The following is a 23,925-nucleotide window of genomic DNA, read 5'->3' as shown; positions in this document are numbered from 1 at the left end:
TTGGGCTGTTTTGTTATCCACTCAGACCTCATGACCCAAAGTAAGCCTTATACCCAGATTCGAGTCGGCGCCGTATTGCTGGCTGCAGGCGAGGGTAGTCGGATGGGCAATATCCCGAAGTGCCTTATTCAGCTTGATGGCCTGACACTGTTGCAAAGACAACTGATTGCGTTATCAGAGGCCGGTGTTGATGAGGTGGTGGTCGTGAGTGGTCATCATCATCTGGCTGTAGAGCGCGAGCTGGCGGCATTGAAATCACTAAACCCAATGCGAGTGATACGAAATGCGCATGCGAATGAGGGGCAAGCTACATCAGTGCGACTAGGTATAGAAACCTTGGGGAGTGATTTTGATGCAGTGATCATGGCGCTATCTGATCAGCCCTTCATTGACTCTCATGACATCAAAGCACTGATTGCCACTTTCAAGAAAAGAACTGTTGGCGAGATTATTTTGCCAATGTTTAATGGACAAAGAGGCAATCCCATTATTTTGAGTGGCTCAGTTATCAAAACCATTTTGGCATCCGGAGCAAAAATGGTATGCCGTAATTTCATGGATCAACATCCTGAGTTGGTTCATCAATGGCAAACTCAAAACGACCACTATGTGGTGGATGTTGATACACCCGAAGATCTGAAAGCACTTTCTAAAAATACGGGCTTGATCTTTAGTCTTCCAAATTCCGGCAGCCTCTAGGAATCGGATTATTATTTCTTGCTATGGAAAATCTAGACCTCATCGTACTGAGAGCACTGCTTGATTGGAGATGCGCTGGTAAAAAAGTGCTGCTAGCAACCGTAGTGAGAACCTGGGGTTCATCCCCTCGGCCCGTGGGATCAATCATGGCCTTATGCGAAGACGGAAGCGTGGTTGGTAGTGTCTCAGGTGGTTGCATTGAGGATGATCTGATTCGGAACTACAGCGGGCTGAAGGATTTTCCGCTCGACCAGCAAAGTGCACCCCAATTTCTTAAATATGGTGTGACAGCAGATGAGGCCCATCGTTTTGGTTTACCTTGTGGCGGCACTCTAGAAATCCTGCTTGAGTTCAATGTGGATATAGAACCACTAGAAAAACTCATCAACGAGTTAATGGATGGCAAGCTGGTTGCGCGTGAGACAGAACTCAAAACAGGGACAGTCACTTTGCAGGTGATTGCTCAGCCTGCGGCGCTGTCAATTAATGAGACGGTACTCAGTAACACCTTTGGACCTGAATACCGCATGCTCATTATCGGTGCCGGTCAGCTATCGGAGTATCTGGCAACCATGGCCTTATTCAATGGCTTTAGTGTGACCATCTGTGATCCTCGTGAAGAATACCGTGGCAGCTGGAAGCTCTCTGGTGTTACCCTCAGCTCAAAGATGCCTGATGATCTAGTGCAAGAGATGAAGCTTGACAGTCGTAGTTGTGTAGTTGCGCTAACCCATGACCCCAAGTTAGATGACCTTGCCTTATTAGACGCTTTGCAAACTGAAGCCTTCTATGTGGGCGCGATTGGTTCACGCAGAAATAGTGATGCCAGACGCCAGAGAATGATTGAGCATTTTGGTCATACTGAAGAGTCCATCGCTAAACTCAAAGGCCCAGTGGGAATTTACATTGGGAGCAAGACGCCCCCAGAGGTAGCCGTGAGTGTCATGGCTGAAATATTGGCAGTCAAGAATGGGGTGAAGCTACCCGAGTCCTCACAAGTGAGTTATGCAAAGGAGTTGTTATGAGATTTCTGAAAAAACCGTTTTTTGCTATTTTGGCAAGTCTCGCTTTTTTGCCAGTTCAAGCTGAGGAAGCATGGCCTAATCACCCTGTGAAATTTATCGTAGGGTTTGGGCCGGGCGGTGCAAATGATCTGGTGGCTCGAGTTGTCGCTGAAGGGGTATCCAAACAACTGAATCAAACGGTGATTGTTGAGAACAAGCCAGGAGCAGGATCTACTTTAGGTGCCGATATCGTGGCGAAGAGTGCGCCAGATGGCTATACCTTTTTTGTAAGTGCTGGTGGCATCATCACCAATCCCATGATCAAGTCTTCGATGCCTTACAAAGAGGGTGACTTGGTGCCGGTAGGTTTGCTCACGATCAGTCCTTCGATCATCGTGGTGTCTAGCGATTCAAAGATCAATAGCATCAAGGATCTCTTTGCTCAAGCTAAGACACCTAAGGGTATTAATTTCTCTACCGCCGGCACTGGAAGTACACCCCACTTTGTAGCTGAAATGCTATCGATCAAGGGTGGCGGTAAGTATGAAATCATTCCGTACAAGAGTGGCTCAGAAGGGATGGTGGCTGTGATCTCCAACCAAGTGGATGCGACTTCTGAGGCGAGTGTAGTGGTCATTCCGCAAATTCAGGGTGGCAAACTAAAGCCGATTGCCTCAACCTGGAATAAGCGGATTACGGCTTTACCGAATGTGGCAACTGCTAAAGAGCAGGGTTACCCTGAGATTTTCATCGGTCACTGGGCTGGGGTGTTTGCGCCCAAAGGAACGCCCGATGCCATCTTGGAAAAAATGAATCAAGCGATTAACGCAGCGCTAAAAACAACAGCAGTCCAAAGTCGCCTGATTCCTCAGGGTATCGAGCCTGCTCCAGGAAGTCGTGCAGTTTTTGCCAAGTTTCTGGCTGATGAGAAAGCCCGGCTCGAGCCGATCGTCAAGCGCTCCAATATGAAGGAAGACTAATTAAGGGGTTTAATCTGTAGTTTTCTAAATTTCACAATCCCACCAGCGGATTGCAGGGCAATGGGTCCCTCAGTAAATTTAGAGTCTTGCCCATCGGCTACGGTTACCACCCCGTTCATCACAACCTTGAAGTGAGAGCCATTTGCGGTGATCTCAAAAGTATTCCACTTGCCAGCTGCCTTTGGTACAGGATTTACTTTGGCAACATCCACAATGGCGCCAGTCGCATAGTTTTTGATCGGGGCGCTTATCAAAAATATTGACTTCATAAGCGTTATCCGAAGTTACCTTAGTGCGATCTTGGCAACGTAAAAAGATGCCACTATTCGCGTCTTCATTCGCCCAAAACTCAGCTCGAATGACAAAGTTTTTATAGGATTGATCGCTGACCAAGAAGCCCATCGCTTTATTGCCCTCCACAATGCCATTTCCAACTACCCAGCTCCCGTTGCCGATAATGCTCCAACCATTTAAGCTTTGTCCATCAATGAGATTGATAAAACCGTCTTTGTCAGTCTGTGCGAGTGTGATGCTGCTAAATGCAGTTAGCGTGCAAAAGGCGAGGGCGCCCAATAATTTAGTGGTGTTGGCGAACATCAAAGTCTCCGATTTTTTAATGGTTATGTTTGTTTCTTTAGCTAACCCATGTTCCTGAGCTTTTGGACTGAAGACAACTAGGCTTTACGCTAGGTTTGGCCGGCACTATTTCGCCTTCAGAATCGAGTAGACTGCTGACATGAAGAACATTACGAAATTCCCCCTGATCCTCGCCCTAGCATCTCTGGGCTGCTGCTTAAGTGCTTGTGGCACCGTAGAATCCGCCGCAAAAGACGATTGCACTTCGATTGGTTGGCAAGTTGGAACTCCTGGCTATGACCGTTGTTTCAAGGATCGGGTGAATGAGCGCAATATGGACTATTCCAATCCCCCGGGCGATCAGCCAAGACCTTCTCTTTTATAAGGGTTAACCCTAAATATAGCCCTCGCTGTTTTGATGGCGGAAGGGGATAAGGGTCCCCAAAAATACCGATTCTGACAAAACTGTCACATATCGGCAATAATTCGCATATGCACAGCAATTTTTGTGAAAAATCACGAAAATAGCGCCACAAATTAATTTATTTAAAGACCGCACAATATGAATCATCCAAAGCCCTCTGACGCAGTCAAAGCCGTCGCCATTGCAACGGCCGATGATCTAAGAGAAACCATTCGTCGCAAAAGTAAATTGAAGGGCCGTCAAGCCGACGATAGTTCATTGCAAGAGGTGCGGATGTTGATTGGTAATGCACCACATCGCCGCGATCTTTTAATCGAGTATCTCCACAAACTGAATGATGAATATCGTGCCTTGCATGATCGTCATTTGACTGCTCTTGCTAAAGAGATGAATATCCCCATGTCGGAAGTCTACGAAGTTGCGACTTTCTATCACCACTTTGAAGTGGTGCGTGGCGATGATCCTGTAGCAGATATCACCGTCCGCGTTTGTGATGGTGTTTCATGTGAGTTAGCAGGAGCTAAACATCTCCTTGAAAAATTGCCTGCACTGTTAGGTAATCCTAAGGTGAAGGTCATTCCAGCGCCCTGCGTTGGTCGTTGTGAGCAAGCCCCCATCGCAGTGGTGCATCAGCATCCTGTCTTATTTGCGACGCTGGATAAAATCACTGCGGCTGTCAAAAACGATATGGTCACTCAGCCAATGGCGCGTGATGATGCTCAATTTGATCCTGCAGCCTTGGCGGAGAAGAGCGTTTCTCCAAAAGGCACTGATCAATTACTGTCGCCAAACTATGTAGGCTTTGAGGCCTACAAAGCTAAAGGTGGTTATGTATTAGCTAAAGAAGTAGCGGAAGGTAAGCACAGCACGGAGAGTGTGATTAAGGCGATGGAAAACTCAGGGCTGCGCGGTCTTGGTGGCGCTGGTTTCCCAGCGGGTCGCAAATGGCGCATTGTGAAAGATTATCCAGCCCCAAGATTGATGGCAGTAAACATCGACGAAGGTGAGCCTGGAACATTTAAGGACCGCACTTATTTAGAGCGCGATCCCCATCGTTTCTTAGAAGGTTTATTAGTCGCTGCACAAATAGTTGGAATTGATGCTTGCTACATTTACCTGCGCGATGAATATCATGGTTGCAGAGAGTTGCTCGAAGCCGAGCTGGAGAAGCTGAAAGCCAATCCGCCTTGCAAGTTGCCTTTAATTGAATTGCGTCGTGGTGCAGGTGCTTATATCTGCGGTGAAGAATCCGCCATGATCGAGAGTATCGAGGGCAAACGTGGTGAGCCACGGATGCGTCCTCCTTACATTGCACAAATTGGTTTATTTGGTCGTCCAACCCTTGAGCACAATATGGAAACCCTTTATTGGGTGCGCGATATCGTGCAACGTGGCCCTGATTGGTTTAGTGCCTTTGGTTTAAATGGCCGTAAGGGTTTACGTAGCTTTAGCGTCAGCGGTCGCGTGAACTACCCTGGCGTCAAGTTGGCGCCAGCCGGCATCACGATTCAGCAATTGATTGATGATTACTGTGGCGGCATGCAAGAAGGCCACACCTTCTATGGTTACCTTCCTGGAGGCGCTTCAGGCGGCATCTTGCCAGCCAGTATGAATGACATTCCGCTCGACTTTGATACTTTGCAACCCTATGGATGCTTCATTGGTTCTGCTGCAGTAGTCGTATTTAGTGATAAAGATCGCGCACGCGATGTTGCTCTCAATGTGATGCGCTTCTTCGAACACGAGAGCTGCGGTCAATGCACCCCTTGTCGTGTTGGAACTGGTAAAGCAGCCCAACTCATGGAAGCGAAGTCTTGGGACCACGCCACCTTAGAGGATCTTGCGACAGTGATGGTCGATGCCTCGATCTGTGGTTTAGGTCAGGCGGCTCCCAATCCAATTCGTTGCACTAATAAATATTTCCCACAAGAAGTTGCTTAAAGAACGGGAAGAGACAGAATATGAACGCACCAACTAATCCAAAAGAACTCCAACTGCAAACCGTCGAGTTCAAGCTTGACGGCCAAACCATCGTTTCATATGAGGGTGAGACCATTCTCAAAGCGGCTAAACGTCACGGCATTGATATTCCCCATCTGTGCTTTAAAGATGGCTATCGCGCAGATGGTAACTGCCGAGCATGCGTTGTCGAAATTAATGGCGAGCGCACCTTGGCCCCTAGCTGCTGCCGCAGTGCGACTGCTGGCATGGAAGTGAAAGCCAAAAGCGAGCGCGCAATCAAGAGTCAAAAACTGGTTTTGGAGATGTTGCTCTCCGATATGCCGGACGAAGGATTTAAATGGGTAGGAGACACTCCCGCAGAGGAGCAAAAGCAGCAGCACGGTGAACTCAGTACTTGGGCTACCCGTATGGACGTGACAGTACGTCCTGAACTCAAGGCGATCCGCCGTGAGCAGGTGGGTGCGGACTTATCTCACCCCGCGATGGCAGTCAATTTGGATGCATGTATTCAATGTAATCGTTGCGTGCGTGCTTGTCGCGAAGAGCAGGTTAATGATGTGATTGGTTATGCCAATCGTGGTCACCATAGTGAGATCGTATTTGACTTGAATGACCCTATGGGTGACAGTACCTGCGTGGGTTGTGGAGAGTGTGTCCAGGCTTGCCCAACTGGTGCATTGATGCCTAAGGGTTTGATTGGCTCACAAACTGTCGATGCGAAGGTGGATTCAGTCTGTCCATTCTGCGGCGTCGGTTGCCAGATTACCTATAACGTTAAAGATGACAAGATTGTCAGCGTAGAGGGTCGTGATGGCCCAGCAAACCACGAGCGTCTTTGCGTTAAAGGACGCTTTGGTATGGACTACATTCATAGTCCTCAGCGTTTAACCAAGCCACTGATTCGTAAAGCAGGCGTACCTAAAGACGAAACTGCGACTCAAGATCCACAGAACTGGTCAGAGATCTTCCGCGAAGCCACCTGGGAAGAAGCCTTAGCATTTGCATCCGGCGGTCTGAAGAAGCTCAAAGACCAATACGGCAATAAGGTATTGGCAGGCTTTGGTTCTGCCAAGGGCAGCAACGAAGAGGCTTACCTTTTCCAAAAATTAGTCCGTACTGGATTTGGTAGCAATAACGTCGACCATTGCACACGCCTTTGCCATGCATCCTCAGTGGCTGCCTTGCTAGAAGGCGTTGGTTCTGGTGCAGTAAGTAACCAGGTGAACGACGTTGAGCATTCCACCATGATTTTATTGATTGGCTCAAACCCAACTGCAAACCACCCAGTGGCAGCAACTTGGTTTAAGAATGCTGCTAAACGCGGGGCTAAGATTGTTCTTGCTGATCCCCGTATGACTGAGATCAGCAAACACGCTTGGCGTAAGTTGCAATTTAAGCCTGATACTGATGTGGCCATGCTCAATGCCATGATCTATACGATCATTGAAGAAGGCTTAGTCGATCAAAAGTTCTTGAATGATCGTGCTAACAACTACGAGGCCCTCAAAGAAAATATCAAGGGTTACAGCCCAGAAGCCATGGCGCCGATTTGTGGCATCCCACCCGAGCTCTTGCGTGAAGTAGCTCGAGAATTTGCAACCACTAAGTCAGCGATGATTTTGTGGGGCATGGGCATTAGCCAGCACGTACATGGCACCGATAATGCGCGCTGCTTAATTGCTTTGGTCAGTATCACCGGTCAAATTGGTAAGCCAGGCTCTGGCTTGCATCCACTGCGTGGTCAAAATAACGTGCAGGGCGCAAGTGATGCTGGCTTGATCCCAATGATGTTCCCGAACTATCAGCGTGTTGATAACGAAGCCGCGCACACTTGGTTCGAGAAGTTCTGGGACACCCCATTAGATAAGAAACCTGGTTACACCGTGGTTGAGATCATGCACAAGATTACTGCGCCGGATAGCGACCCAGATAAGATTCGCGGTATGTATGTCGAGGGTGAGAACCCTGCGATGAGCGACCCTGACTTGAATCACGCCCGTCATGCTTTGGCTTCCTTGGAGCATTTAGTTGTTCAAGATATTTTCATGACTGAGACAGCCTTGCTTGCGGACGTAGTTTTGCCAGCTAGCGCTTGGCCTGAGAAGGTGGGTACGGTTAGCAATACTGACCGTATGGTGCAGATGGGTAAAAAAGCAATCAATCCTCCCGGCGATGCTAAGCCTGATTTGTGGATCATTCAGGAAATTGCTAAAGGCATGGGTTTGAACTGGAACTATCAAGGTCCTGATGCTGGTGTGGCTGAAGTCTATGAAGAAATGCGTCAAGCAATGCACGCAGCGATTAGTGGCATTACTTGGGATCGTTTGGAGCGTGAGTCCAGCGTGACTTACCCATGCTTAACTCCAGAAGATCCAGGTCGTCCAATCGTATTTGATGACGCCTTTGCAACCGCTGATGGAAAAGTGAAGCTTGTCCCTGCAGATATCATTCCTGCGAACGAGCGTCCTGATGCCGACTATCCATTTGTGTTGATTACCGGTCGTCAGTTAGAGCATTGGCATACCGGCAGTATGACGCGCCGTGCGACGGTATTGGATGCGATTGAGCCTATGGCTACCGTCTCCATGAATGGTGAAGATATGACTCAGCTTGGCGTTTCTGCAGGTGATGTGATCACTGTGCAGTCACGTCGTGGTGAAGTCGGTATTCACGTTCGTAGAGACGATGGCACACCACGTGGCGTAGTCTTCATTCCATTTGCTTACTATGAAGCAGCTGCGAATATGATGACCAATCCGGCTTTGGATCCTGTAGGTAAGATTCCAGAGTTCAAGTACTGCGCTGTCAAGCTGGTTAAAGGCGGTAAGGCTGCAGTCGTTCTAGGTTACGGCACTAACGACCCTGAGCGTCAGACAGTAGTGGCGACGGCTTAATAGCCACTACATTGAAAGAACCGCCTACGGGCGGTTTTTTCATTTACATCCCTTCATACTCAAACGCACTTTCGAATAGACCTATAGAATTAAGCCCTTATGGCCAGCGCTCAACCCTCCTCAAAAAATCCTTCCCAAGCTGAGTTACCTGTTCTGATTATCGGAGCAGGTCTTGCAGGCTTAACAGTAGCTTTACATATGGCTGAGTCTCAGCCCGTGATTGTGATGGCAAAGCGCGGCTTAGGTGAGGCGGCAACGGCATGGGCGCAGGGCGGTATCGTGGGTGTAGTGGATAAAGAACACGACAGTATTGATTCGCACGTAGCTGATACTTTAGATGCAGGCGCCGGCTTGGTAGTGGAATCCACCGCACGCTATATTGCAGAAGAAAGCTCTAAAGCAATTGAGTGGTTAGTCGAGCAGGGCGTTCCCTTCACTGCTGATGAAACTGGTCCCATGGGTTTGCATCTCACTCGCGAGGGTGGTCACAGCCATCGTCGGATTGCGCATGCAGCAGATGCCACGGGTAAGGCGATTCATGAAGTTTTGCTGGATAAAGCGCGAGCACATCCGAATATTCAATTACTAGAGCATTGGATTGCGTTGGATTTAATTACTAATCGTCAGCTAGACCCCAAGACGGTTCGCAATAAGCCGAATCGTTGTTATGGCGTCTATGCACTAGATATCAAAAATAATCGTGTAGAAACGATTCCTGCTAAATCAGTGGTCTTAGCAACTGGTGGAGTAGGTAAGGTCTACCGTTACACCAGCAACCCAGATACTGCTACCGGTGATGGTATTGCCATGGCATGGCGCGCCGGTTGCCGGGTAGGTAATATGGAATTTATTCAGTTTCATCCAACCTGCTTGTATCACCCCAGTGATCGTACTTTCCTGATTACGGAAGCAATGCGTGGTGAGGGTGGTCTTCTCAAGATTCCAGGTGGCGAGCGCTTTATGTCGGAACACGATGAGCGTAATGAGCTAGCTCCGCGCGACATTGTTGCCCGTGCCATCGACTTTGAGATGAAAAAGCACGGCCTCGATTATGTGCATCTTGATGCAACGCATCTGGGCGCAGATTTCATTAAAGAACACTTTCCGATGATCTATGCCCGTTGCTTAACCCTGGGCCTAGACATCACCAAGGAGCCGATCCCAGTAGTGCCAGCAGCCCACTACACCTGTGGTGGCGTAGTGACCGATCTCAAAGGGCGCACTGATTTGCCCGGACTCTATGCGGTGGGTGAAGCTACTTACACCGGCCTGCATGGCGCTAATCGCCTAGCCAGTAACTCGCTCCTCGAGTGCGTGGTAATTGGTAAGGCCGCTGCACAAGATATTTCAGAGATGAAGAATGTCACTTTACCCAATCTGCCGTTATGGGATGAGAGCCAGGTAGATGATGCTGATGAGCAAGTAGTCATTGCTCATAACTGGGATGAGTTACGCTCATTGATGTGGAACTATGTCGGTATTGTGAGAACCAATCGTCGCTTAGAGCGTGCATTGCATCGGATCAAACTATTGCGCTATGAAGTGCAGGAGTATTACGCTAACTTCAAAGTATCGCGAGACTTAATCGAGCTCCGTAATCTGCTCGAATGTGCAGAACTGATTGTGAGATCCGCCCTCATGAGAAAAGAGAGCAGGGGTCTGCATTACAGCCGCGATTACCCGGGCACTTGGGCGGTTTCTTATCCAACTATTCTGACTCCCCAAGCCGAAGGCCTAGAGAATACCCCTGAGGCCTAGTCTTTGGTGATAAGCTTGGACTCTTCCAGCGGAGACCACAATGTCCAGTATTCAAGAAGACATCGCAGAGCATCTATCAGCAGCTTATCAAACAGTAGTTGACGAGCTCAAAAGTTGGTGTGAGCATGCTAAGGAAATTTGGCCTTTTCTACTCCTTTTGCTGATTGCTCTCATTGCTTTAATTTGGTTCGCTAAGCCTGCTCCGCCCAACACTGTTTATATGGCAACAGGCGAGGGTTCGTATCGAACCCTCGGGGAAAAGTACCGTGAGTACTTCAAAAGAAAAGGTATTGATCTTCAACTAGTTCCAACCAGTGGCTCGAAAGAAAATCTCAACCGCCTGCTAGATAAAAATGATCCCATTCAGGTTGCTTTTGTCCAAGGCGGAATGATTGCGGATGATCAGAAAAAAGGATTACAAACCCTTGGGAGTATTGACTACGAGCCTGTCTGGTTCTTTTACCGAAATGACGCTTTTAGTGATAACCGTTTAATTGATAAGAAAAAATTAGAAAATGCTCGGATTGGTCTTGGGCCAGACACCGAGGCGTTCAATGTCTTACAGCTCAATGGCTTACCCCGCTTGAGTCCTAATTATCTTATTAGCTCAAACCTTGAGGGGGAGCAAAAACTGTACCGAGGTGAGCTTGAGGCATTACTGGTAGTGGATGGTTATGAGTCTGCGATTGTGCAGCGCTTGATTCATCATCCAGATATTCATCTGGTGTCTTTCAAGCGGGCTGATGCTTATGTCCATCTGCTGCCGTACTTTGAGAAGCTCTCGATTCCGATGGGCGGCTTTAATATCGAGACTAACTCTCCAGACCATCAGATTGATTTGATTTCAACCACAACTAATTTAGTTATTGATAAAAATTTACATCCAGCAATTCAACTCTTACTCTTAGAAGCTGCTACTGAGATCAATGGGGCCCGCACTTATTTCTCAAAGGCGGGTGATTTCCCTGCGTACTTAAATAGTGAATTACACCTGAGCAAAGAAGCTCGCTATTTCTTCGATAAAGGCCCGCCTACATTGATGCGTTACCTGCCTTTCTGGTTAGCAGAATTCTTCGAGAGAATGTTCCTACTGTTATTGCCATTTGCAGCTTTTGCTTATCCTGTCATTCGTACGATTCCAAACTATCGACTCAATTTGGCACGCAAGCAAATTGGTGGAATGTACAAAGAGTTGGATGCTTTCGAGCATCAAACCCTCAGCGAGTTTGATCCCCTTAAACGCCAAGAGTATTTAGAGAAGCTCAATGAGATTGAGTTGAAGGCTTTACAGTCAAAGGCTAGCAAGATTGCTACGGCTGACTGCTATACCCTCAGAAATAATATTCAATTTATTCGGGATGCAATTCAAAAGGAAATGATCTACCAAAGCTTGAGTGCAGACCGTAAATCAGAACTGAGTGAATAGATGTAGCCAAGGTACTTGGGCGGTTTCGTATCCAATGACTCTGAGTAGATTAAGTAAAGTTAAGCACGAGCTTTACTAGTGGGTTTTGTATGGAGGCTCAGACCAAGAGCTGCCAGCACCTTTAATACAGTATCAAACCCCGGTATTCGATCGCCAGACAAAGCTTTATAAAGACTTTCTCTTGAGAGCCCGGATTCCTTGGCTACCTGAGCCATTCCTTTTGCGCGCGCTATATCACCAAGTGCTTTTGCTATAAACGCCGCATCCCCATCGGATTCTTCAATACATGCTTGTAGATAAAGCGCCATTTCCTTTGGGGTACGTAAGTGCTCCACTACATCATAAGGACTAATAATTGTCTTTTTCATCTCATTGCCTGTATGTTTTTGGCTAAATATTTTGCAATCTGAATATCTTTACTCTGAGTTCTTTTATTGCCTCCGATCAGTAATAGATACATCACATCCTCATATTTTGTGTAATAAATCCTGTAGCCAGGCCCAAAATCAATCTTCATCTCAAAAACTTTACCGCCAACGGATTTTGTATTTCCTGGGTTTCCTTCGACTAAACGTTTAATTCTGGCTTGAATTTTTGCTCTTCCCATCAAATCATGAAGGGAGTCTAGTCAGGCTTTAAATTCTTCCGTTTTCCTTATTTCGAGCATGCATTAATGTAGCCTATAGGATACATTAAATCTGTCAGGAATGTCTGTAATTTAGATAGGAGCTTACTGAAAAAACCTAGAGAATTCTCATCGAGAAATCGACCGCAGCAATATCTTTCGTTAGCTTTCCTAAAGAGATGCGGTCTACACCAGTAGCAGCAATTTCCCGAATCTGTTCTAAATCAATGCCGCCTGAGGCCTCTAGTAATGCGCGGCCATGATTAATCGAGACGGCCAATTTCATCTGAATCGGGTTGAAGTTATCTAGCAGAATACTTTTGGCTCCAGCGGCAAGCGCTTCATCGAGCTCAGCCAAGTTCTCTACCTCAATCTGGATATCCACATCCGCATTCAGAGCGGTAGCAGCCTGAAGGGCCGCAGTGATGCTACCTGCCGCAGCGATATGATTTTCTTTGATCAAAATGCCATGCCATAAAGCCAGTCGTTGATTTTGACCGCCGCCAACCCGAACTGCGTATTTCTGGGCCTGACGTAGACCGGGGATGGTCTTACGGGTATCCAGCACTGCGCAGCCATTTGGGTTGGGGCTAACACCCGCAATCGCATTGACGTATTCACGGGTGAGGGTAGCAGTAGCTGACAAAGTTTGTAAGAAATTAATGCAGGGGCGTTCAGCAGACAGCAAGGCTTGAGCATCTGCTTCGATATCGCACACCAAAGTATCGGGCGCCATTTCGTCGCCTTCAAGATAATGCCAAGTGATCTTTGCTGCAGGATCTAATCTCTTGAGTGCACCTTCAAACCAATCGACCCCACACAGCACCGCCTGCTCACGAACGAGCAACTGTGCATGCACCTTTTTATGGGGAACGAGTTTGGCCGTCCAGTCACAAACACCAATGTCTTCCATCAATGCATCGGCAATATTGCGTTGACGTGCTTGTTCTAAGGTTTCGTTGTGATCAAACATGCTGATTAAGCTGCGCCAATGTTTTTGACAAAGCCATGCTGGGCTTTAGCAAGTAGATCAGGATGGTTCTGAGTAAAGGCGAGCATGCGTTCAATACAGGCTAGGGCCTCTGAGCGAGTAGGCTCTGGAACCAGAATCTCACCAGAATAGTTCTCTAAGCAATTCAGAATCCCCTGAAGACCATTCATGGCCATCCAAGGGCAGTGAGCACAACTCTTACAAGTGGCGCTATTACCCGCAGTTGGGGCTTCAATCAGTTTCTTATGGGGCGCCAGTTGACGCATGCGATGTAAGATCCCATTATCCGTAGCCACAATGTATTCAGAGGCGCTTCCTTCAACAACCGCTTTAATCATGGCAGAAGTTGAGCCTACGACATCCGCTAAGTCCACGACAGCCTGAGGTGACTCAGGATGAACCAGAACCATGGCATTAGGATGTTTGGCTTTTAGGGTTGCCAACTCTTCTGCTCGGAACTCATCATGGACGATGCAGGCGCCATTCCATAGCAACATATCTGCATCAGTTTGCTCTTGAATGTATCTGCCCAAATGGCGATCCGGTGCCCACAGAATCTTCTTACCTTCCAACTTGAGTTGGTGCACGATTGCTAAGGCGCAAGAACTGGTGACCATCCAATCGGCTTGGGCTTTGACTGCAGCACTGGTATTGGCATAGACCACGACTACTCGATCAGGATGTTTGGCTCGAAAAGCAGCAAACTCATCAGCGGGGCAGCCCAAGTCGAGAGAGCAAGTGGCCTCTAGGTCGGGCATGAAGATACGTTTCTCAGGGCTGAGAATTTTTGCAGTCTCACCCATAAAGCGTACGCCTGCCACAATCAAATTCTTGGCAGAATGGTTCTTACCAAAGCGGGCCATCTCTAAGGAATCGGCTACATAACCACCGGTGGCTAGCGCCAGATCTTGAATATCGCCATCAACGTAATAGTGAGCTACCAAAGCAGCATCTTTTTCCACCAAAAGTTGCTTAATCTTTTCAATCACAGTCGCTTTTTGGACACCCTCTAGTTGGGGAGGGGTCTTTGCCCAAGCTTGAGCAATACAGGTTGCTCCAGAGGCATCCTGCTGGGGGTAATCAAAGGAAATTGGGGTGTCAATCACATTGGGCATGCAGCAATCTTAACCTGACCCATAAATTCAGTAGAAAGTAGCCAAAATGATTAAAATGCTCTCACTTTTGACCCTCATGTATCGCAAGCATTAATTCATAAAATTGATATGCTACTTCTAAATAAAACCTTATTCAAACTCCGAAACAGATGCTCCAAAGGCCAATACGCCCTTAATGCACTAACAATTCCTAAAAGCCATGAAATAAACGATCAATAGCATTGATTACGATGTGCTGCTGATCCTTTAGGGTGCCAACTTCTTTTTTAAGAAATTTCGTTGGTACGGCAGCCATTCGCGGGGTATCCAATGTGAATTCCTTGCCTTTAATAAAGAAGCTAGGCATTAGATCCTGAGTAGACCTTATATTTTTATAGACTCCGCCTTTTCGAAGAGGAATCACTACTCGAGTATTGAGGCCGCTAAGTAAGTCAGTTTGAACATCTAGAACGAATGGCGTTGTTTTAGTGGGATCTTCAGAGTTTTCGTAAATGCTAAATCTTGCCATTAGAAAGTTCTCCACTTCTCAAGTGGCAGACCCTCGGATTCAGTGATTTGATTGTATTCATTAATAAACTCGATATTCTCTGCGTTCCAGCGGCGCTCTTTTTCTTGTTTCACTAGAGACTCCAAGAATGCATCGCAAGCCTTAGAAATATTGATGCCGAGCTTCTTGGCTTCAGCCAAAACTTCAATATTCAGAGTGAGATTGGTCGCTTTTTTAGTTGTGCGGCCCTGGGTTTGGGTAGAGTCTAAGGTCATCATGGCTCAATTATATGCATAATTAATACACAATCAATATGCGCATAAATGATAGGGGTATTTTAAGAGTCCTTAAAACGGCAACTTGGCATCAGGCTTGGCAGCCAGTAGTACTGCCTTAAACTCCGCCTGAATGCGGGCAATTGCTTCCTCAGTATCTGCCTCAAAACGCATCACCACGACTGGAGTAGTGTTTGATGGCCTTGCTAAACCAAAGCCATCTGGGTATTCAACTCTGACACCGTCAATGGTATTGATTGTTTCTGAGGTGGGGAACTTGGCATTGGCCTTAATCACTTCGAGTAATTCAAATGGTTCACCCTCAGCGCAAGCGAGTTGTAATTCAGGGGTACAAATCGCGTTGGGAAGATCATTCAAGGTTTTGTTCGGATCTTGTTCCTTAGACAGAATCTCCAGAAGACGCGCGCCAGTGTAAAGACCATCATCAAATCCAAACCAACGGTCTTTGAAGAAAATATGACCGCTCATCTCACCAGCGAGTGGGGCGCCAGTTTCCTTGAGCTTGGCTTTCACTAAGGAGTGACCCGTTTTCCACATTAGGGGCTCACCACCATGCTGCTTGACCCACTTGCCTAGATTACGCGTGCATTTCACATCATAAATAATCTGAGCGCCTGCATTGCGGCTAAGAACATCCTTTGCAAAGAGCATCATCTGACGGTCAGGGAAAATCACTTGACCATCTTTAGTGACCACCCCTAAACGATCGGCATCGCCATCAAAGGCTAGACCGATTTCATTATCTGTAGTCTGTAAGTTCTGGATAAGGTCTTGCAGGTTCTCAATATGTGCAGGGTCAGGATGGTGATTGGGAAACTTGCCATCAACCTCACAAAAGAGTTCTTGGACTTCGCAGCCCAAAGTGCGAAATAGTTTGCCAGCGAACGCACCACCAACCCCATTACCGCAGTCAACAGCAATCTTCATGGGGCGAGTGAGTTTGACATCGCTGGTAATACGCTCTAAGTACATTGGGAAAATATCAAATTCACTGCGAGTCCCTTGGCCAGCTACAAACTGTTTATCTTCAATTCGCTTACGCAGTTTCTGAATCTGCTCGCCATAAATCGCCGCACCACCAAGTACCATCTTGAAGCCGTTGTAATTCGGTGGGTTATGGCTACCCGTAATCATCACCCCAGACTTGGGTTTCTTGCCATTGAGCGTCTGGTTAGCGGCAAAGTAGACCATTGGGGTGGCCACCATTCCAAGATCAATCACATTCATGCCGGTCGAAAGCAGGCCTTCGGTTAAGGCGCTAATTAAGCTAGGGCCAGATAAGCGGCCATCACGACCAATCACGACTTCAGTCTCGCCCAGCTCGCGCATCTCAGTACCAAGTGCCTGACCAATGAGTTTGGCAATCGATGGATCTAGCGTCTCATCAATGATGCCGCGAATGTCATAGGCTTTAAAAATAGAAGGGGAGAGTTGCACTTGTATTCCTAGTGATATTAGTGAGAGATCTCAATGATCGAATTGAGTCCTTCGCAAGCCTCATGAAAAAGGGCGGGAGGCAAAGCTTTCAAAGGGTGGGGTCTTGCAGAGCGTTGACGCCAATCAAAGGATTTAGGTTGGTGAGTCAAAATATAGACTGGCTCGCTACGGCCAACAGAATACTTAATGGCAAACGGATTGGTTTCATTGGATTTTGCATGCGTCATTGGCAGGCCAATAACAATGCCAGTTTTTTCATTAAATGCTTTTGGTGAAATAACAAGCATTGGGTGTTCATCTTTCATTTCCTTGCCTGATTGGGGATTAAAGTTGATCCAAATCATTTCTCTACGTTCAGGCACCCAGGCTTTTAATTTTTCTACCATCAAATGATTTCTTTCCCAATTGGTTTTGAGGTCATTACTTCACCACCATGTTGCTCAGGGTCAAATGCTTTGAGCTTTTGATTAAGATTGAGTTTAGGTTTGCCAACAATACGCAGCAGCACTCCGTTCTTGACTACCTCTACGGAAATTGGAACACCTTGGGACAAATGAGCAGCCTTAGCTACTGGGGAGGTAATCCTAACGCCTAGGCCGTTACCCCACTCTTGAACAGTTTGCTCAACTTTGAGAGCTGGAGCCATATTTACTCCTAAAATAATGTTTATACAAGTTTAAACAATAGCGTAAATAAAGTCAATTCGAAAGTCAATGCAATTGGGTATTTGACCCTCAAGGCTTAAGAATTTAGAAAATTAATCCGTGTCGCAGTCACAGCGTCAATACTATCGCCTGCGGTTAATGTATTTGAACCACTAGCTAGCGCTTGCTCTATCGGCTTAGCTAAGACCTTGCCAAACTCAACCCCAGGCTGGTCAAAACTGTTGATATTCCAAAGAGCGCCTAGAGTGACGGTGCGATTTTCATATAGAGCAAGTAGCGCACCAAGATAGAAGGCATTAAGTTCTGGAAGTATTAGGAGATTACTCGGACGCTTGCCTGGATACACATCATTTGGATTTTGAGCATCCTTGCCGTGTGCCAAGGCTTGCGCTTGTGCTAAACAATTGGAGAGCAGGATGCGGTGATGCGCCACCGCCTCAGGACGATCACTCATGGGTTTGCGAACCGCAATGAAGTCAATTGGAATGGTTTCCGTGCCCTGGTGAAAGAGTTGAAAGTAGGAGTGCTGCGCATTGCTGCCCGAACTACCGAATACCACTGGCGATGAAAACTTGACTGGCTTACCATCACGCCCAACGCTCTTGCCATTACTTTCCATATCCAATTGTTGTAGCCACTTCGGAAACCAATCTAGCGCATCGGCATACGGAATCGCAGCAAAGGCTTTGATATCGTGCTTCTCTTGCTGATGCAATAGTGCGAGCGCCATGATGACAGGGAGGTTTTCTTCTAGTGGCGTATTCTTAAAATGCAAATCCATTGCATGTGCGCCAGATAAGAAATCTTGAAAGGTCTTAAATCCGTATTGCAAGGCAATTGGTAAGCCTACTGCAGACCAAACGGAATAGCGACCACCCACCCAATCCCAAAATGGGTAGATATTGTCTTCCTCAACCCCGAAAGCTTTAGCGGCAGCAACGTTAGCGGTAACTGCATACAAGGAGTGTGCAATTTGTCCGCTAGTGCAATTGCTATCTTTGAGCCATGCAACCACTGCTTTGGCATTCATAGTAGTTTCCAGAGTCGTGAAGGACTTCGAAACAATAATGACCCGGGTGCTATTTGGTTGGGCACGTTGCAAAATACGAGCCAATTCTGCAGTATCGATATTCGATAAGAAATGCATACGCATGCCGCGGCTTTGAAGTCCCGGCACGTGAGAGAGGGCCTCAATTGCCAAGCGGGGTCCGAAGTCGGAGCCACCAATACCAATATGAATCACATCGGTAACACCAACCCATTGATTGCAGAGACTATCAATACGACGCCAGACATCATTGACTGCGGGCATGACATCTTGCCCATCCAATAGAACAGGAGTTTTTGATACATTACGTAGGGCGGAGTGCAGAGCGGCGCGATCTTCGCTAGCATTGACATGCTTGCCAGCAAAGAGATCGGCGATAAATTGCTCTAAACCAGCTTTACGAGATTGTGCAAATAGGCCTACCCATGCCTGATCATCAATGCCCTGATAAGCAGTATCTAAAATGACATCAACGGCAGTATGGATGGTATTTGAAGCGTCTTTAAGGGGCATAAATCGATTTTATCAATACGGGGTGACCAAAGCCCTAAATGTCTGAAAATACGCAGATTTAGGCAAGATTGGGTAAAAGTTCTTTATAATTTGCCACTTCACTGCGTAGGAAGAGTGGCAGAGCGGTTGAATGCACCAGTCTTGAAAACTGGCGAGGATGAAAGTCCTCCGTGAGTTCGAATCTCACCTCTTCCGCCAACATCTGCATCATCTTCAATAGCGTCTTTAGGATCACATGAATCGATTGACTCAGCAGCTTGCAAAATTGTCTTTATTTGCTGGTCTGATAATTATGGCCTTACCAAGCATCGCTCAAAATACCGTAATGCCTGCTTTATCGCCTGAGGAATTAAAACAATTTAACTCTCAACCTTTATCACCAAAGATTTCAGTGCCTGAGTTGGATGGCACTGAAACCGGCCCTACTCGCAATGGGCGTATGAATCAGAAAATGCAGGCACCTTCGGGCGCCCAGTCTGCTGGAGAAAAAGAGGCTGAAGAATTAGAGGGGGGCGGAAGTGTTCCGCTGAGCCCCCAGATCACCAAAAGCTTCTAAGCCAAAAAGATTTCTTGTAAGTTATTTAAGTAGCGATACCCTTGTTCGCTGGCTTTGAGGAGTGCGGGGTTGGGATCGAGTAAGCCCTGATTACTTGCCTGGCTGAGCTCTCTAGAAATGATACTGAGCGGTAGGCCGGTGCGCTCACTGAAGGTGATGGTTTGCACGCCTTCACTTAAACGCAATACATTGAGCATGAATTCAAAAGGCAGGTCCTCTGCAGCAATCTCCCGCGCTTCAATCAATGCATGACCTTGGGTCTCCATTGTTTTCATATATTGCTCGGGATGCTTTTCTCTTAATTGACGTGTGACCTTATCTGGGAAGGAGATTTTTCCATGCGCCCCAGCACCAATCCCAATGTAATCACCAAAGCGCCAGTAGTTGAGGTTGTGTTTGCATTCTTGACCCTGCTTGGCGTACGCTGACACTTCGTAGCGTTGATACCCCGCCTTTGTCAGTAAGGCAACATTTTGCTCGAAGATGGCGTCAATGATTTCTTCACTTGGGAGCTGCGGTGGAAAGCTAGCGAAGTAGGTATTGGGTTCCAGTGTGAGGTTATACAGCGATAAATGTGGAGTATTAAATGAAAGTGCAGTTGCGATATCTTCATGGGCTTGCTCGAGCGTTTGCTTTGGTAAGCCATACATCAAATCCAGATTGACAGACTTAAAGTGCTGTAAGGCAATTTCAATTGCAGCCTTAGCTTCTTTCCCACTATGAATCCGGCCCAAAGCTTTGAGCTGCTCATCACCAAAGCTCTGGATGCCTAAAGAAACCCGATTGATACCCGCTTGCGCAAAGGCGGCAAACTTTTCTGTTTCGACTGAGCCTGGATTGGCTTCCATCGTAATTTCTGCATCGGGCTCAAGCTTGATGCGGGCGCGCACATCCGAGAGCAGCTCTTGCATGCCTGATCCAGAAAGTAGACTGGGCGTCCCGCCACCGATAAAGATGCTGTGAACTTGTCTACCCCAAATGCGTGGAAGTTCAGTTTCTAAATCTGCAATAAGGGCTTTGATGTAACGGGCTTCATCGAAGCCGGTTTTCCCTGCTTTAATCTGATGAGAATTAAAGTCGCAGTAAGGACACTTTCGCTCGCACCAAGGAAAGTGAATATACAAAGCCAGGGGAGGGAGCGCTGTGAACTGCGGGCGCAATAGGATTGAGCTAGACACGCTGATCCAGCTTGATTAACTCAGTGATGAGGGTTCGTAATGCTTGACCGCGATGACTAAATGCATTCTTCTCATTGGGTGAGAGCTCTGCCGCGGTTTTGCCTAACTCAGGAATATAAAAGTAGGGGTCATAGCCAAAACCGTGCTCCCCTCTGGGAATGTCGATGAACTCACCATCCCAACGGGCCTCTACTGTGATGGGGTTTGAATCATCGGCACTTTGCAGCAGTACGAGAGCGCAGATGTAATAAGCACTGCGATCAGTTTGATTGGCAAGAGCTGCTAGCAATTTTTGGTTATTGTCTGCATCGTTAGCATGCTCACCTGCATAACGCGCAGAATGCACTCCTGGAGCGCCATGCAATGCATTCACACAAATACCGGAGTCATCTGCTAAAGCAGGTAGCCCACTGAGTTGACTCGCATTACGGGCTTTGGCTAGGGCATTTTCCAGAAAGGTATGAAAGGGTTCTTCTGCAGCTGGAATATCCAATTGCCCCTGTGGGATTACTTCAAACTTGAAGGGCGCCAATAATTCTGAAAACTCTTTGAGCTTTCCGGGATTATTTGAGGCAAGAACCAGTTTATGCATTACGAATAAATTACTTGAGGGCTTGGGATTGCAGTTTGCTTAATTCCTGAATACCTTGCTCGGCTAAATCCAATAGCTCAATCAGTTCGGCGCGTGAGAAAGCCGCTCCTTCGGCAGTCCCCTGAATCTCAATCATGCCGCCTTTACCAGTCATCACCACATTCATATCGGTATCGCAGGAAGAGTCTTCTGGGTAATCAAGATCTAGTACTGGTTGACCTTGATAGATGCCAACCGAAATTGCTGCCACGCTATCAATGATGGGGTCTTGCTTGAGGATGTCAGCTCTTAAAAGATGGTTGACAGCATCACGGGCTGCAACATAGGCGCCAGTAATCGCTGCGGTGCGTGTGCCGCCATCGGCTTGCAAAACATCGCAATCTAAATGAATCGTGCGCTCGCCCAAAATTTCGAGATTGAAAACGCTGCGCATGGCACGCCCAATCAAACGCTGAATTTCTTGAGTACGCCCCGTTTGCTTACCTCTAGCAGCCTCTCGATCGCTGCGGGTATGGGTGGAGCGGGGCAGCATGCCGTATTCAGCGGTAACCCAACCCTCACCAGACCCTTTTTTATGTGGGGGCACTCGCTCTAAGACGCTAGCAGTACAAAGGACTTTGGTATCCCCAAAAGCAATGAGGACTGATCCCTCAGCATGCTTGGTAAATGAGCGAGTAATGGATACCTCACGCAATTGCTTAGGCGCGCGACCGCTGGGGCGGCTGATAGGGGTCTGGTTTTTGGTATTCATATTCTTTAGTCCTGAGGGGTGGATCAATCTACAATGTTCATATGATATCGAGCATGACCGGTTATGGCAGCGCTTCTCGCCAAGTTTCCTTGGGCGCAGGGGTAGTTGCTGATCTGCAAATGGAGTGTCGGGCGGTCAATAGCCGTTTTTTAGACCTCGGATTTCGTTTGCCAGACGAATGCAGGGCTGCCGAGCCAGCCCTCAGAGAAATGGTGACCCAAAGCCTGGGTCGGGGTAAGGTCGAATTTAGGGCAGCATGGCGCATTAACTCGAATGGGACAACTGCGAGTAAATCAAACCCCCATGCCTTAGGTGCCATCAATCAAGCTGCCCTAGATGCCTTATACAGTCTCCAAGAAAAAGTCCAAGCTGGCTTTCCGCAAGCCGAACCGATGAGCGTTGCTGAAGTCTTGCGCTGGTCAGGGGTGCTATCTGAGCCACGCGGGGATGAAGATGGCTGGTTAGCCGCAACCACTGAAGCTGGCAGGGCTGCATTAACTGCCCTCATGGAGAGTCGAGCTGCTGAGGGTCAAGCCCTAGTTCAGGTGCTCCTGAATATCACCCAAAAGATGCGCGAGATTGTTGCCAAAATTGAGCCCCTGATTCCAGGCTATGTAGCCCAGTATCAAGCAAAGCTCACAGAGCGCTTATCAGAAGCCTTGGCTGCTCAAGCCCAAGCTAAAAGTGGCGTAGAGCTGATGGAGCGGATTCGGCAGGAGGTCGTCTTGTACGCCGTTCGGATTGATGTGGCCGAAGAGTTTGCGCGTTTGAAAACCCATCTACAAGCAGTCGATGCAGCATTAGCAGGCAAGGGACCCGTTGGTAAACGTTTGGATTTCTTGATGCAAGAACTTAATCGGGAAGCCAATACCCTGAGCTCCAAATCGGTAGCTGAAGAGTGCACCCAAGCAGCGCTTGAGCTGAAGCTCTTGATAGAGCAAATGCGCGAGCAAGTCCAGAATTTAGAATAAGCAAAACCTTTGCATACAATTAAGTGATGACCTTAAATAACGCTTACCAAGGCAGCATGCTCATGATTGTGGCTCCTTCGGGCGCCGGTAAATCCTCTTTGGTCAATGCGCTATTGCAGAGTGAGCCCGGCTTAACCCTCTCGCTATCGACCACTACGCGCTCACCCCGACCTGGTGAAGTGGATGGCAGGGATTACCGCTTTGTGACTCCTGAAGTATTTAAGCAGGAGCGGGATCAGGCGCAGTTTCTGGAATGGGCTGAAGTTCATGGCCATTTCTACGGCACTTCCAAAACTTGGATTGAAAACCAAATGCAAGCCGGTAGTGATGTGATCTTGGAAATTGATTGGCAAGGTGCGCAGCAAATACGCAAGTTAATTCCAGCAGTGCAGTGGATCTTTATTTTTCCCCCCTCCATCGAAGCCCTTGAGGAGCGTTTGCGTAAAAGAGGGCAGGATGATGAGGCGACCATTGAAAGACGCTTGGCTGCCGCCCATATCGAGCTCCAGCACGCCCATGAAGCCAATTTCATTGTGATCAATGATGCCTTTGAGCAAGCCTTGGCCGATTTACGCCATATTCTGGCAGCGAGTCGCTTACGCTCAGGCCCTGTGATGGCGCGCAACCCCGTGCTTTTAAGGCGCCTTGGGGTGTAATCAGTTATCCTATCGGTATTGAAGCTAAAAACGAAGTGAGTTCAGCATGGCCCGTATTACTGTAGAAGATTGTCTTAAAACCATTCCTAACCGTTTTGAACTGGTTCTGGCTGCCACCTATCGTGCTCGCCAATTGGTTCAAGGTCACTCCCCACGCGTTGAGTCCAGAGATAAAGCAACCGTAGTTGCATTACGCGAAGTTGCCGCTGGTGTAACCGACCGTGACATGTTGACCAAAGTACCTCTATAAATTAGGAGTTCCGGTGTGGAGCTCCCTCTCAGTCTTAAAAGCAGGGCCTCAAGCGCCTCGGAATCCTCCGG

The 23,925-nt window shown here is 47.7% G+C and carries 25 protein-coding genes, 1 tRNA gene and 1 pseudogene; 13 read left to right on the top strand and 14 right to left on the bottom strand.

The window, feature by feature from the left end; all coding sequences use genetic code 11:
• Nucleotides 1-30 precede the first annotated feature (30 nt).
• The 3 genes from ICU98_RS05750 to ICU98_RS05740 are packed head-to-tail and all read left to right on the top strand — an operon-like array spanning nt 31 to nt 2,683.
• Nucleotides 31-699, top strand: a complete 669-nt coding sequence (locus ICU98_RS05750; RefSeq protein WP_215351201.1) for an NTP transferase domain-containing protein — start codon at nt 31-33, stop codon at nt 697-699.
• A gap of 23 nt (nt 700-722) precedes the next feature.
• Nucleotides 723-1,724, top strand: coding sequence for an XdhC family protein (locus ICU98_RS05745; RefSeq protein ID WP_215351198.1), 1,002 nt, complete (start codon nt 723-725; stop codon nt 1,722-1,724).
• A complete protein-coding gene (locus ICU98_RS05740) occupies nt 1,721-2,683 on the top strand; it encodes a tripartite tricarboxylate transporter substrate binding protein (protein WP_215351195.1) in 963 nt (320 codons plus the stop codon). Before ICU98_RS05745 ends, ICU98_RS05740 begins: the two co-directional genes overlap by 4 nt.
• On the opposite strand, the pseudogene ICU98_RS05735 reads toward ICU98_RS05740, so the two are convergent.
• Nucleotides 2,680-3,280, bottom strand: a pseudogene (locus tag ICU98_RS05735) (DUF1080 domain-containing protein). The gene ICU98_RS05740 and the pseudogene ICU98_RS05735 overlap by 4 nt on opposite strands.
• A 139-nt stretch (nt 3,281-3,419) precedes the next feature.
• On the opposite strand from ICU98_RS05735, the gene ICU98_RS05730 reads away from it, so the two are divergent.
• From ICU98_RS05730 to ICU98_RS05710, 5 genes are all read left to right on the top strand, one after another.
• Entirely contained in the window at nt 3,420-3,644 is a 225-nt protein-coding gene (locus ICU98_RS05730; RefSeq protein ID WP_215351193.1) for a hypothetical protein, read from the top strand.
• A 177-nt stretch (nt 3,645-3,821) separates the two neighbouring features.
• Nucleotides 3,822-5,624, top strand: a complete 1,803-nt coding sequence (locus tag ICU98_RS05725; protein ID WP_215351190.1) for an NAD(P)H-dependent oxidoreductase subunit E — start codon at nt 3,822-3,824, stop codon at nt 5,622-5,624.
• A 20-nt stretch (nt 5,625-5,644) separates the two neighbouring features.
• On the top strand, nt 5,645-8,539 hold the full coding sequence (gene fdhF / locus ICU98_RS05720) for a formate dehydrogenase subunit alpha (RefSeq protein ID WP_215351187.1): 2,895 nt from the start codon (nt 5,645-5,647) through the stop codon (nt 8,537-8,539).
• A gap of 99 nt (nt 8,540-8,638) precedes the next feature.
• Nucleotides 8,639-10,297, top strand: coding sequence for an L-aspartate oxidase (gene nadB / locus ICU98_RS05715; protein ID WP_215351183.1), 1,659 nt, complete (start codon nt 8,639-8,641; stop codon nt 10,295-10,297).
• 40 nt (nt 10,298-10,337) lie between these two features.
• The gene (locus tag ICU98_RS05710; protein ID WP_215351181.1) at nt 10,338-11,723 is read left to right on the top strand and encodes a hypothetical protein; all 1,386 of its coding nucleotides are present in this window, start codon (nt 10,338-10,340) and stop codon (nt 11,721-11,723) included.
• A 59-nt stretch (nt 11,724-11,782) separates the two neighbouring features.
• Here the strand turns inward: ICU98_RS05710 and ICU98_RS05705 are convergent, their stop codons facing one another.
• From ICU98_RS05705 to pgi, 10 genes are all read right to left on the bottom strand, one after another.
• On the bottom strand, nt 11,783-12,091 hold the full coding sequence (locus tag ICU98_RS05705) for an addiction module antidote protein (RefSeq protein ID WP_215335826.1): 309 nt from the start codon (nt 12,089-12,091) through the stop codon (nt 11,783-11,785).
• Nucleotides 12,088-12,330: a type II toxin-antitoxin system RelE/ParE family toxin gene (locus ICU98_RS05700; RefSeq protein WP_251365311.1), complete on the bottom strand. Its 243-nt coding sequence runs from the start codon at nt 12,328-12,330 to the stop codon at nt 12,088-12,090. Before ICU98_RS05700 ends, ICU98_RS05705 begins: the two co-directional genes overlap by 4 nt.
• Nucleotides 12,331-12,466: 136 nt before the next feature.
• Nucleotides 12,467-13,321: a carboxylating nicotinate-nucleotide diphosphorylase gene (gene nadC / locus ICU98_RS05695; protein WP_215351179.1), complete on the bottom strand. Its 855-nt coding sequence runs from the start codon at nt 13,319-13,321 to the stop codon at nt 12,467-12,469.
• A gap of 5 nt (nt 13,322-13,326) precedes the next feature.
• Nucleotides 13,327-14,454, bottom strand: coding sequence for a quinolinate synthase NadA (gene nadA / locus ICU98_RS05690; RefSeq protein ID WP_215351176.1), 1,128 nt, complete (start codon nt 14,452-14,454; stop codon nt 13,327-13,329).
• A gap of 190 nt (nt 14,455-14,644) precedes the next feature.
• Entirely contained in the window at nt 14,645-14,962 is a 318-nt protein-coding gene (locus tag ICU98_RS05685; RefSeq protein ID WP_215351173.1) for a CcdB family protein, read from the bottom strand.
• Nucleotides 14,962-15,219 carry a type II toxin-antitoxin system CcdA family antitoxin gene (locus ICU98_RS05680; protein ID WP_251365310.1) on the bottom strand — a complete coding sequence of 86 codons (258 nt, stop codon included), beginning with the start codon at nt 15,217-15,219 and terminating at the stop codon, nt 14,962-14,964. The genes ICU98_RS05685 and ICU98_RS05680 overlap by 1 nt, the downstream gene beginning before the upstream one ends.
• A 69-nt stretch (nt 15,220-15,288) precedes the next feature.
• Nucleotides 15,289-16,674 (bottom strand): phosphomannomutase/phosphoglucomutase, encoded by a 1,386-nt coding sequence (locus ICU98_RS05675; protein WP_215351171.1) that lies wholly within the window; start codon nt 16,672-16,674, stop codon nt 15,289-15,291.
• 17 nt (nt 16,675-16,691) lie between these two features.
• On the bottom strand, nt 16,692-17,060 hold the full coding sequence (locus ICU98_RS05670) for a type II toxin-antitoxin system PemK/MazF family toxin (protein ID WP_215351168.1): 369 nt from the start codon (nt 17,058-17,060) through the stop codon (nt 16,692-16,694).
• The gene (locus ICU98_RS05665) at nt 17,060-17,320 is read right to left on the bottom strand and encodes a PbsX family transcriptional regulator (RefSeq protein ID WP_215351165.1); all 261 of its coding nucleotides are present in this window, start codon (nt 17,318-17,320) and stop codon (nt 17,060-17,062) included. Before ICU98_RS05665 ends, ICU98_RS05670 begins: the two co-directional genes overlap by 1 nt.
• Nucleotides 17,321-17,415: 95 nt before the next feature.
• Nucleotides 17,416-18,900 (bottom strand): glucose-6-phosphate isomerase, encoded by a 1,485-nt coding sequence (gene pgi / locus ICU98_RS05660; RefSeq protein WP_215351162.1) that lies wholly within the window; start codon nt 18,898-18,900, stop codon nt 17,416-17,418.
• A gap of 108 nt (nt 18,901-19,008) precedes the next feature.
• Between pgi and ICU98_RS05655 the strand changes: the two genes are divergently transcribed.
• Nucleotides 19,009-19,098 (top strand) — tRNA-Ser (locus tag ICU98_RS05655).
• 37 nt (nt 19,099-19,135) lie between these two features.
• Entirely contained in the window at nt 19,136-19,456 is a 321-nt protein-coding gene (locus ICU98_RS05650; RefSeq protein WP_215351159.1) for a hypothetical protein, read from the top strand.
• On the opposite strand, the gene hemW is transcribed toward ICU98_RS05650, so the two are convergent.
• Genes hemW through rph form a run of 3 tightly spaced genes read right to left on the bottom strand, consistent with a single transcriptional unit; the run spans nt 19,453 to nt 21,977 of the window.
• Nucleotides 19,453-20,634, bottom strand: coding sequence for a radical SAM family heme chaperone HemW (gene hemW / locus ICU98_RS05645; protein ID WP_215351156.1), 1,182 nt, complete (start codon nt 20,632-20,634; stop codon nt 19,453-19,455). The genes ICU98_RS05650 and hemW overlap by 4 nt on opposite strands.
• Nucleotides 20,627-21,226 (bottom strand): RdgB/HAM1 family non-canonical purine NTP pyrophosphatase, encoded by a 600-nt coding sequence (gene rdgB / locus ICU98_RS05640; RefSeq protein ID WP_215351153.1) that lies wholly within the window; start codon nt 21,224-21,226, stop codon nt 20,627-20,629. The genes hemW and rdgB overlap by 8 nt, the downstream gene beginning before the upstream one ends.
• 10 nt (nt 21,227-21,236) lie before the next feature.
• A complete protein-coding gene (rph, locus tag ICU98_RS05635; protein ID WP_215351150.1) occupies nt 21,237-21,977 on the bottom strand; it encodes a ribonuclease PH in 741 nt (246 codons plus the stop codon).
• Between the two features lie 41 nt (nt 21,978-22,018).
• On the opposite strand from rph, the gene ICU98_RS05630 reads away from it, so the two are divergent.
• Genes ICU98_RS05630 through rpoZ form a run of 3 tightly spaced genes read left to right on the top strand, consistent with a single transcriptional unit; the run spans nt 22,019 to nt 23,854 of the window.
• On the top strand, nt 22,019-22,948 hold the full coding sequence (locus ICU98_RS05630) for a YicC/YloC family endoribonuclease (protein ID WP_215351148.1): 930 nt from the start codon (nt 22,019-22,021) through the stop codon (nt 22,946-22,948).
• Between the two features lie 26 nt (nt 22,949-22,974).
• Nucleotides 22,975-23,604 (top strand): guanylate kinase, encoded by a 630-nt coding sequence (gene gmk, locus ICU98_RS05625; RefSeq protein ID WP_215351146.1) that lies wholly within the window; start codon nt 22,975-22,977, stop codon nt 23,602-23,604.
• Nucleotides 23,605-23,650: 46 nt separating this feature from the next.
• The gene (gene rpoZ / locus ICU98_RS05620) at nt 23,651-23,854 is read left to right on the top strand and encodes a DNA-directed RNA polymerase subunit omega (protein WP_011902918.1); all 204 of its coding nucleotides are present in this window, start codon (nt 23,651-23,653) and stop codon (nt 23,852-23,854) included.
• Nucleotides 23,855-23,925: the final 71 nt, after the last annotated feature.

This window comes from Polynucleobacter sp. MWH-P3-07-1 (assembly GCF_018687555.1).
GTDB lineage: Bacteria > Pseudomonadota > Gammaproteobacteria > Burkholderiales > Burkholderiaceae > Polynucleobacter.
The sequence above is the reverse complement of the archived record's forward strand: the minus strand, read 5'-3'. Positions and strand labels throughout refer to the sequence as shown.

What these genes read in the sequence shown, in the direction of transcription:
- ICU98_RS05710 (WP_215351181.1), top strand. Translation starts at nt 10,338, where the DNA reads ATGTCCAGTATTCAAGAAGACATCGCAGAGCATCTATCAGCAGCTTAT.
- nadA (WP_215351176.1), bottom strand. Translation starts at nt 14,454, where the DNA reads ATGCCCAATGTGATTGACACCCCAATTTCCTTTGATTACCCCCAGCAG.
- ICU98_RS05745 (WP_215351198.1), top strand. Translation starts at nt 723, where the DNA reads ATGGAAAATCTAGACCTCATCGTACTGAGAGCACTGCTTGATTGGAGA.
- rdgB (WP_215351153.1), bottom strand. Translation starts at nt 21,226, where the DNA reads ATGCATAAACTGGTTCTTGCCTCAAATAATCCCGGAAAGCTCAAAGAG.
- pgi (WP_215351162.1), bottom strand. Translation starts at nt 18,900, where the DNA reads ATGCCCCTTAAAGACGCTTCAAATACCATCCATACTGCCGTTGATGTC.
- fdhF (WP_215351187.1), top strand. Translation starts at nt 5,645, where the DNA reads ATGAACGCACCAACTAATCCAAAAGAACTCCAACTGCAAACCGTCGAG.
- gmk (WP_215351146.1), top strand. Translation starts at nt 22,975, where the DNA reads ATGACCTTAAATAACGCTTACCAAGGCAGCATGCTCATGATTGTGGCT.
- ICU98_RS05750 (WP_215351201.1), top strand. Translation starts at nt 31, where the DNA reads ATGACCCAAAGTAAGCCTTATACCCAGATTCGAGTCGGCGCCGTATTG.
- ICU98_RS05670 (WP_215351168.1), bottom strand. Translation starts at nt 17,060, where the DNA reads ATGGTAGAAAAATTAAAAGCCTGGGTGCCTGAACGTAGAGAAATGATT.
- rph (WP_215351150.1), bottom strand. Translation starts at nt 21,977, where the DNA reads ATGAATACCAAAAACCAGACCCCTATCAGCCGCCCCAGCGGTCGCGCG.
- nadB (WP_215351183.1), top strand. Translation starts at nt 8,639, where the DNA reads ATGGCCAGCGCTCAACCCTCCTCAAAAAATCCTTCCCAAGCTGAGTTA.
- ICU98_RS05650 (WP_215351159.1), top strand. Translation starts at nt 19,136, where the DNA reads ATGAATCGATTGACTCAGCAGCTTGCAAAATTGTCTTTATTTGCTGGT.
- ICU98_RS05685 (WP_215351173.1), bottom strand. Translation starts at nt 14,962, where the DNA reads ATGGCAAGATTTAGCATTTACGAAAACTCTGAAGATCCCACTAAAACA.
- ICU98_RS05730 (WP_215351193.1), top strand. Translation starts at nt 3,420, where the DNA reads ATGAAGAACATTACGAAATTCCCCCTGATCCTCGCCCTAGCATCTCTG.
- ICU98_RS05700 (WP_251365311.1), bottom strand. Translation starts at nt 12,330, where the DNA reads ATGGGAAGAGCAAAAATTCAAGCCAGAATTAAACGTTTAGTCGAAGGA.
- ICU98_RS05740 (WP_215351195.1), top strand. Translation starts at nt 1,721, where the DNA reads ATGAGATTTCTGAAAAAACCGTTTTTTGCTATTTTGGCAAGTCTCGCT.
- ICU98_RS05630 (WP_215351148.1), top strand. Translation starts at nt 22,019, where the DNA reads ATGATATCGAGCATGACCGGTTATGGCAGCGCTTCTCGCCAAGTTTCC.
- rpoZ (WP_011902918.1), top strand. Translation starts at nt 23,651, where the DNA reads ATGGCCCGTATTACTGTAGAAGATTGTCTTAAAACCATTCCTAACCGT.
- ICU98_RS05725 (WP_215351190.1), top strand. Translation starts at nt 3,822, where the DNA reads ATGAATCATCCAAAGCCCTCTGACGCAGTCAAAGCCGTCGCCATTGCA.
- nadC (WP_215351179.1), bottom strand. Translation starts at nt 13,321, where the DNA reads ATGTTTGATCACAACGAAACCTTAGAACAAGCACGTCAACGCAATATT.
- ICU98_RS05665 (WP_215351165.1), bottom strand. Translation starts at nt 17,320, where the DNA reads ATGGCTCCAGCTCTCAAAGTTGAGCAAACTGTTCAAGAGTGGGGTAAC.
- ICU98_RS05705 (WP_215335826.1), bottom strand. Translation starts at nt 12,091, where the DNA reads ATGAAAAAGACAATTATTAGTCCTTATGATGTAGTGGAGCACTTACGT.
- ICU98_RS05680 (WP_251365310.1), bottom strand. Translation starts at nt 15,219, where the DNA reads ATGATGACCTTAGACTCTACCCAAACCCAGGGCCGCACAACTAAAAAA.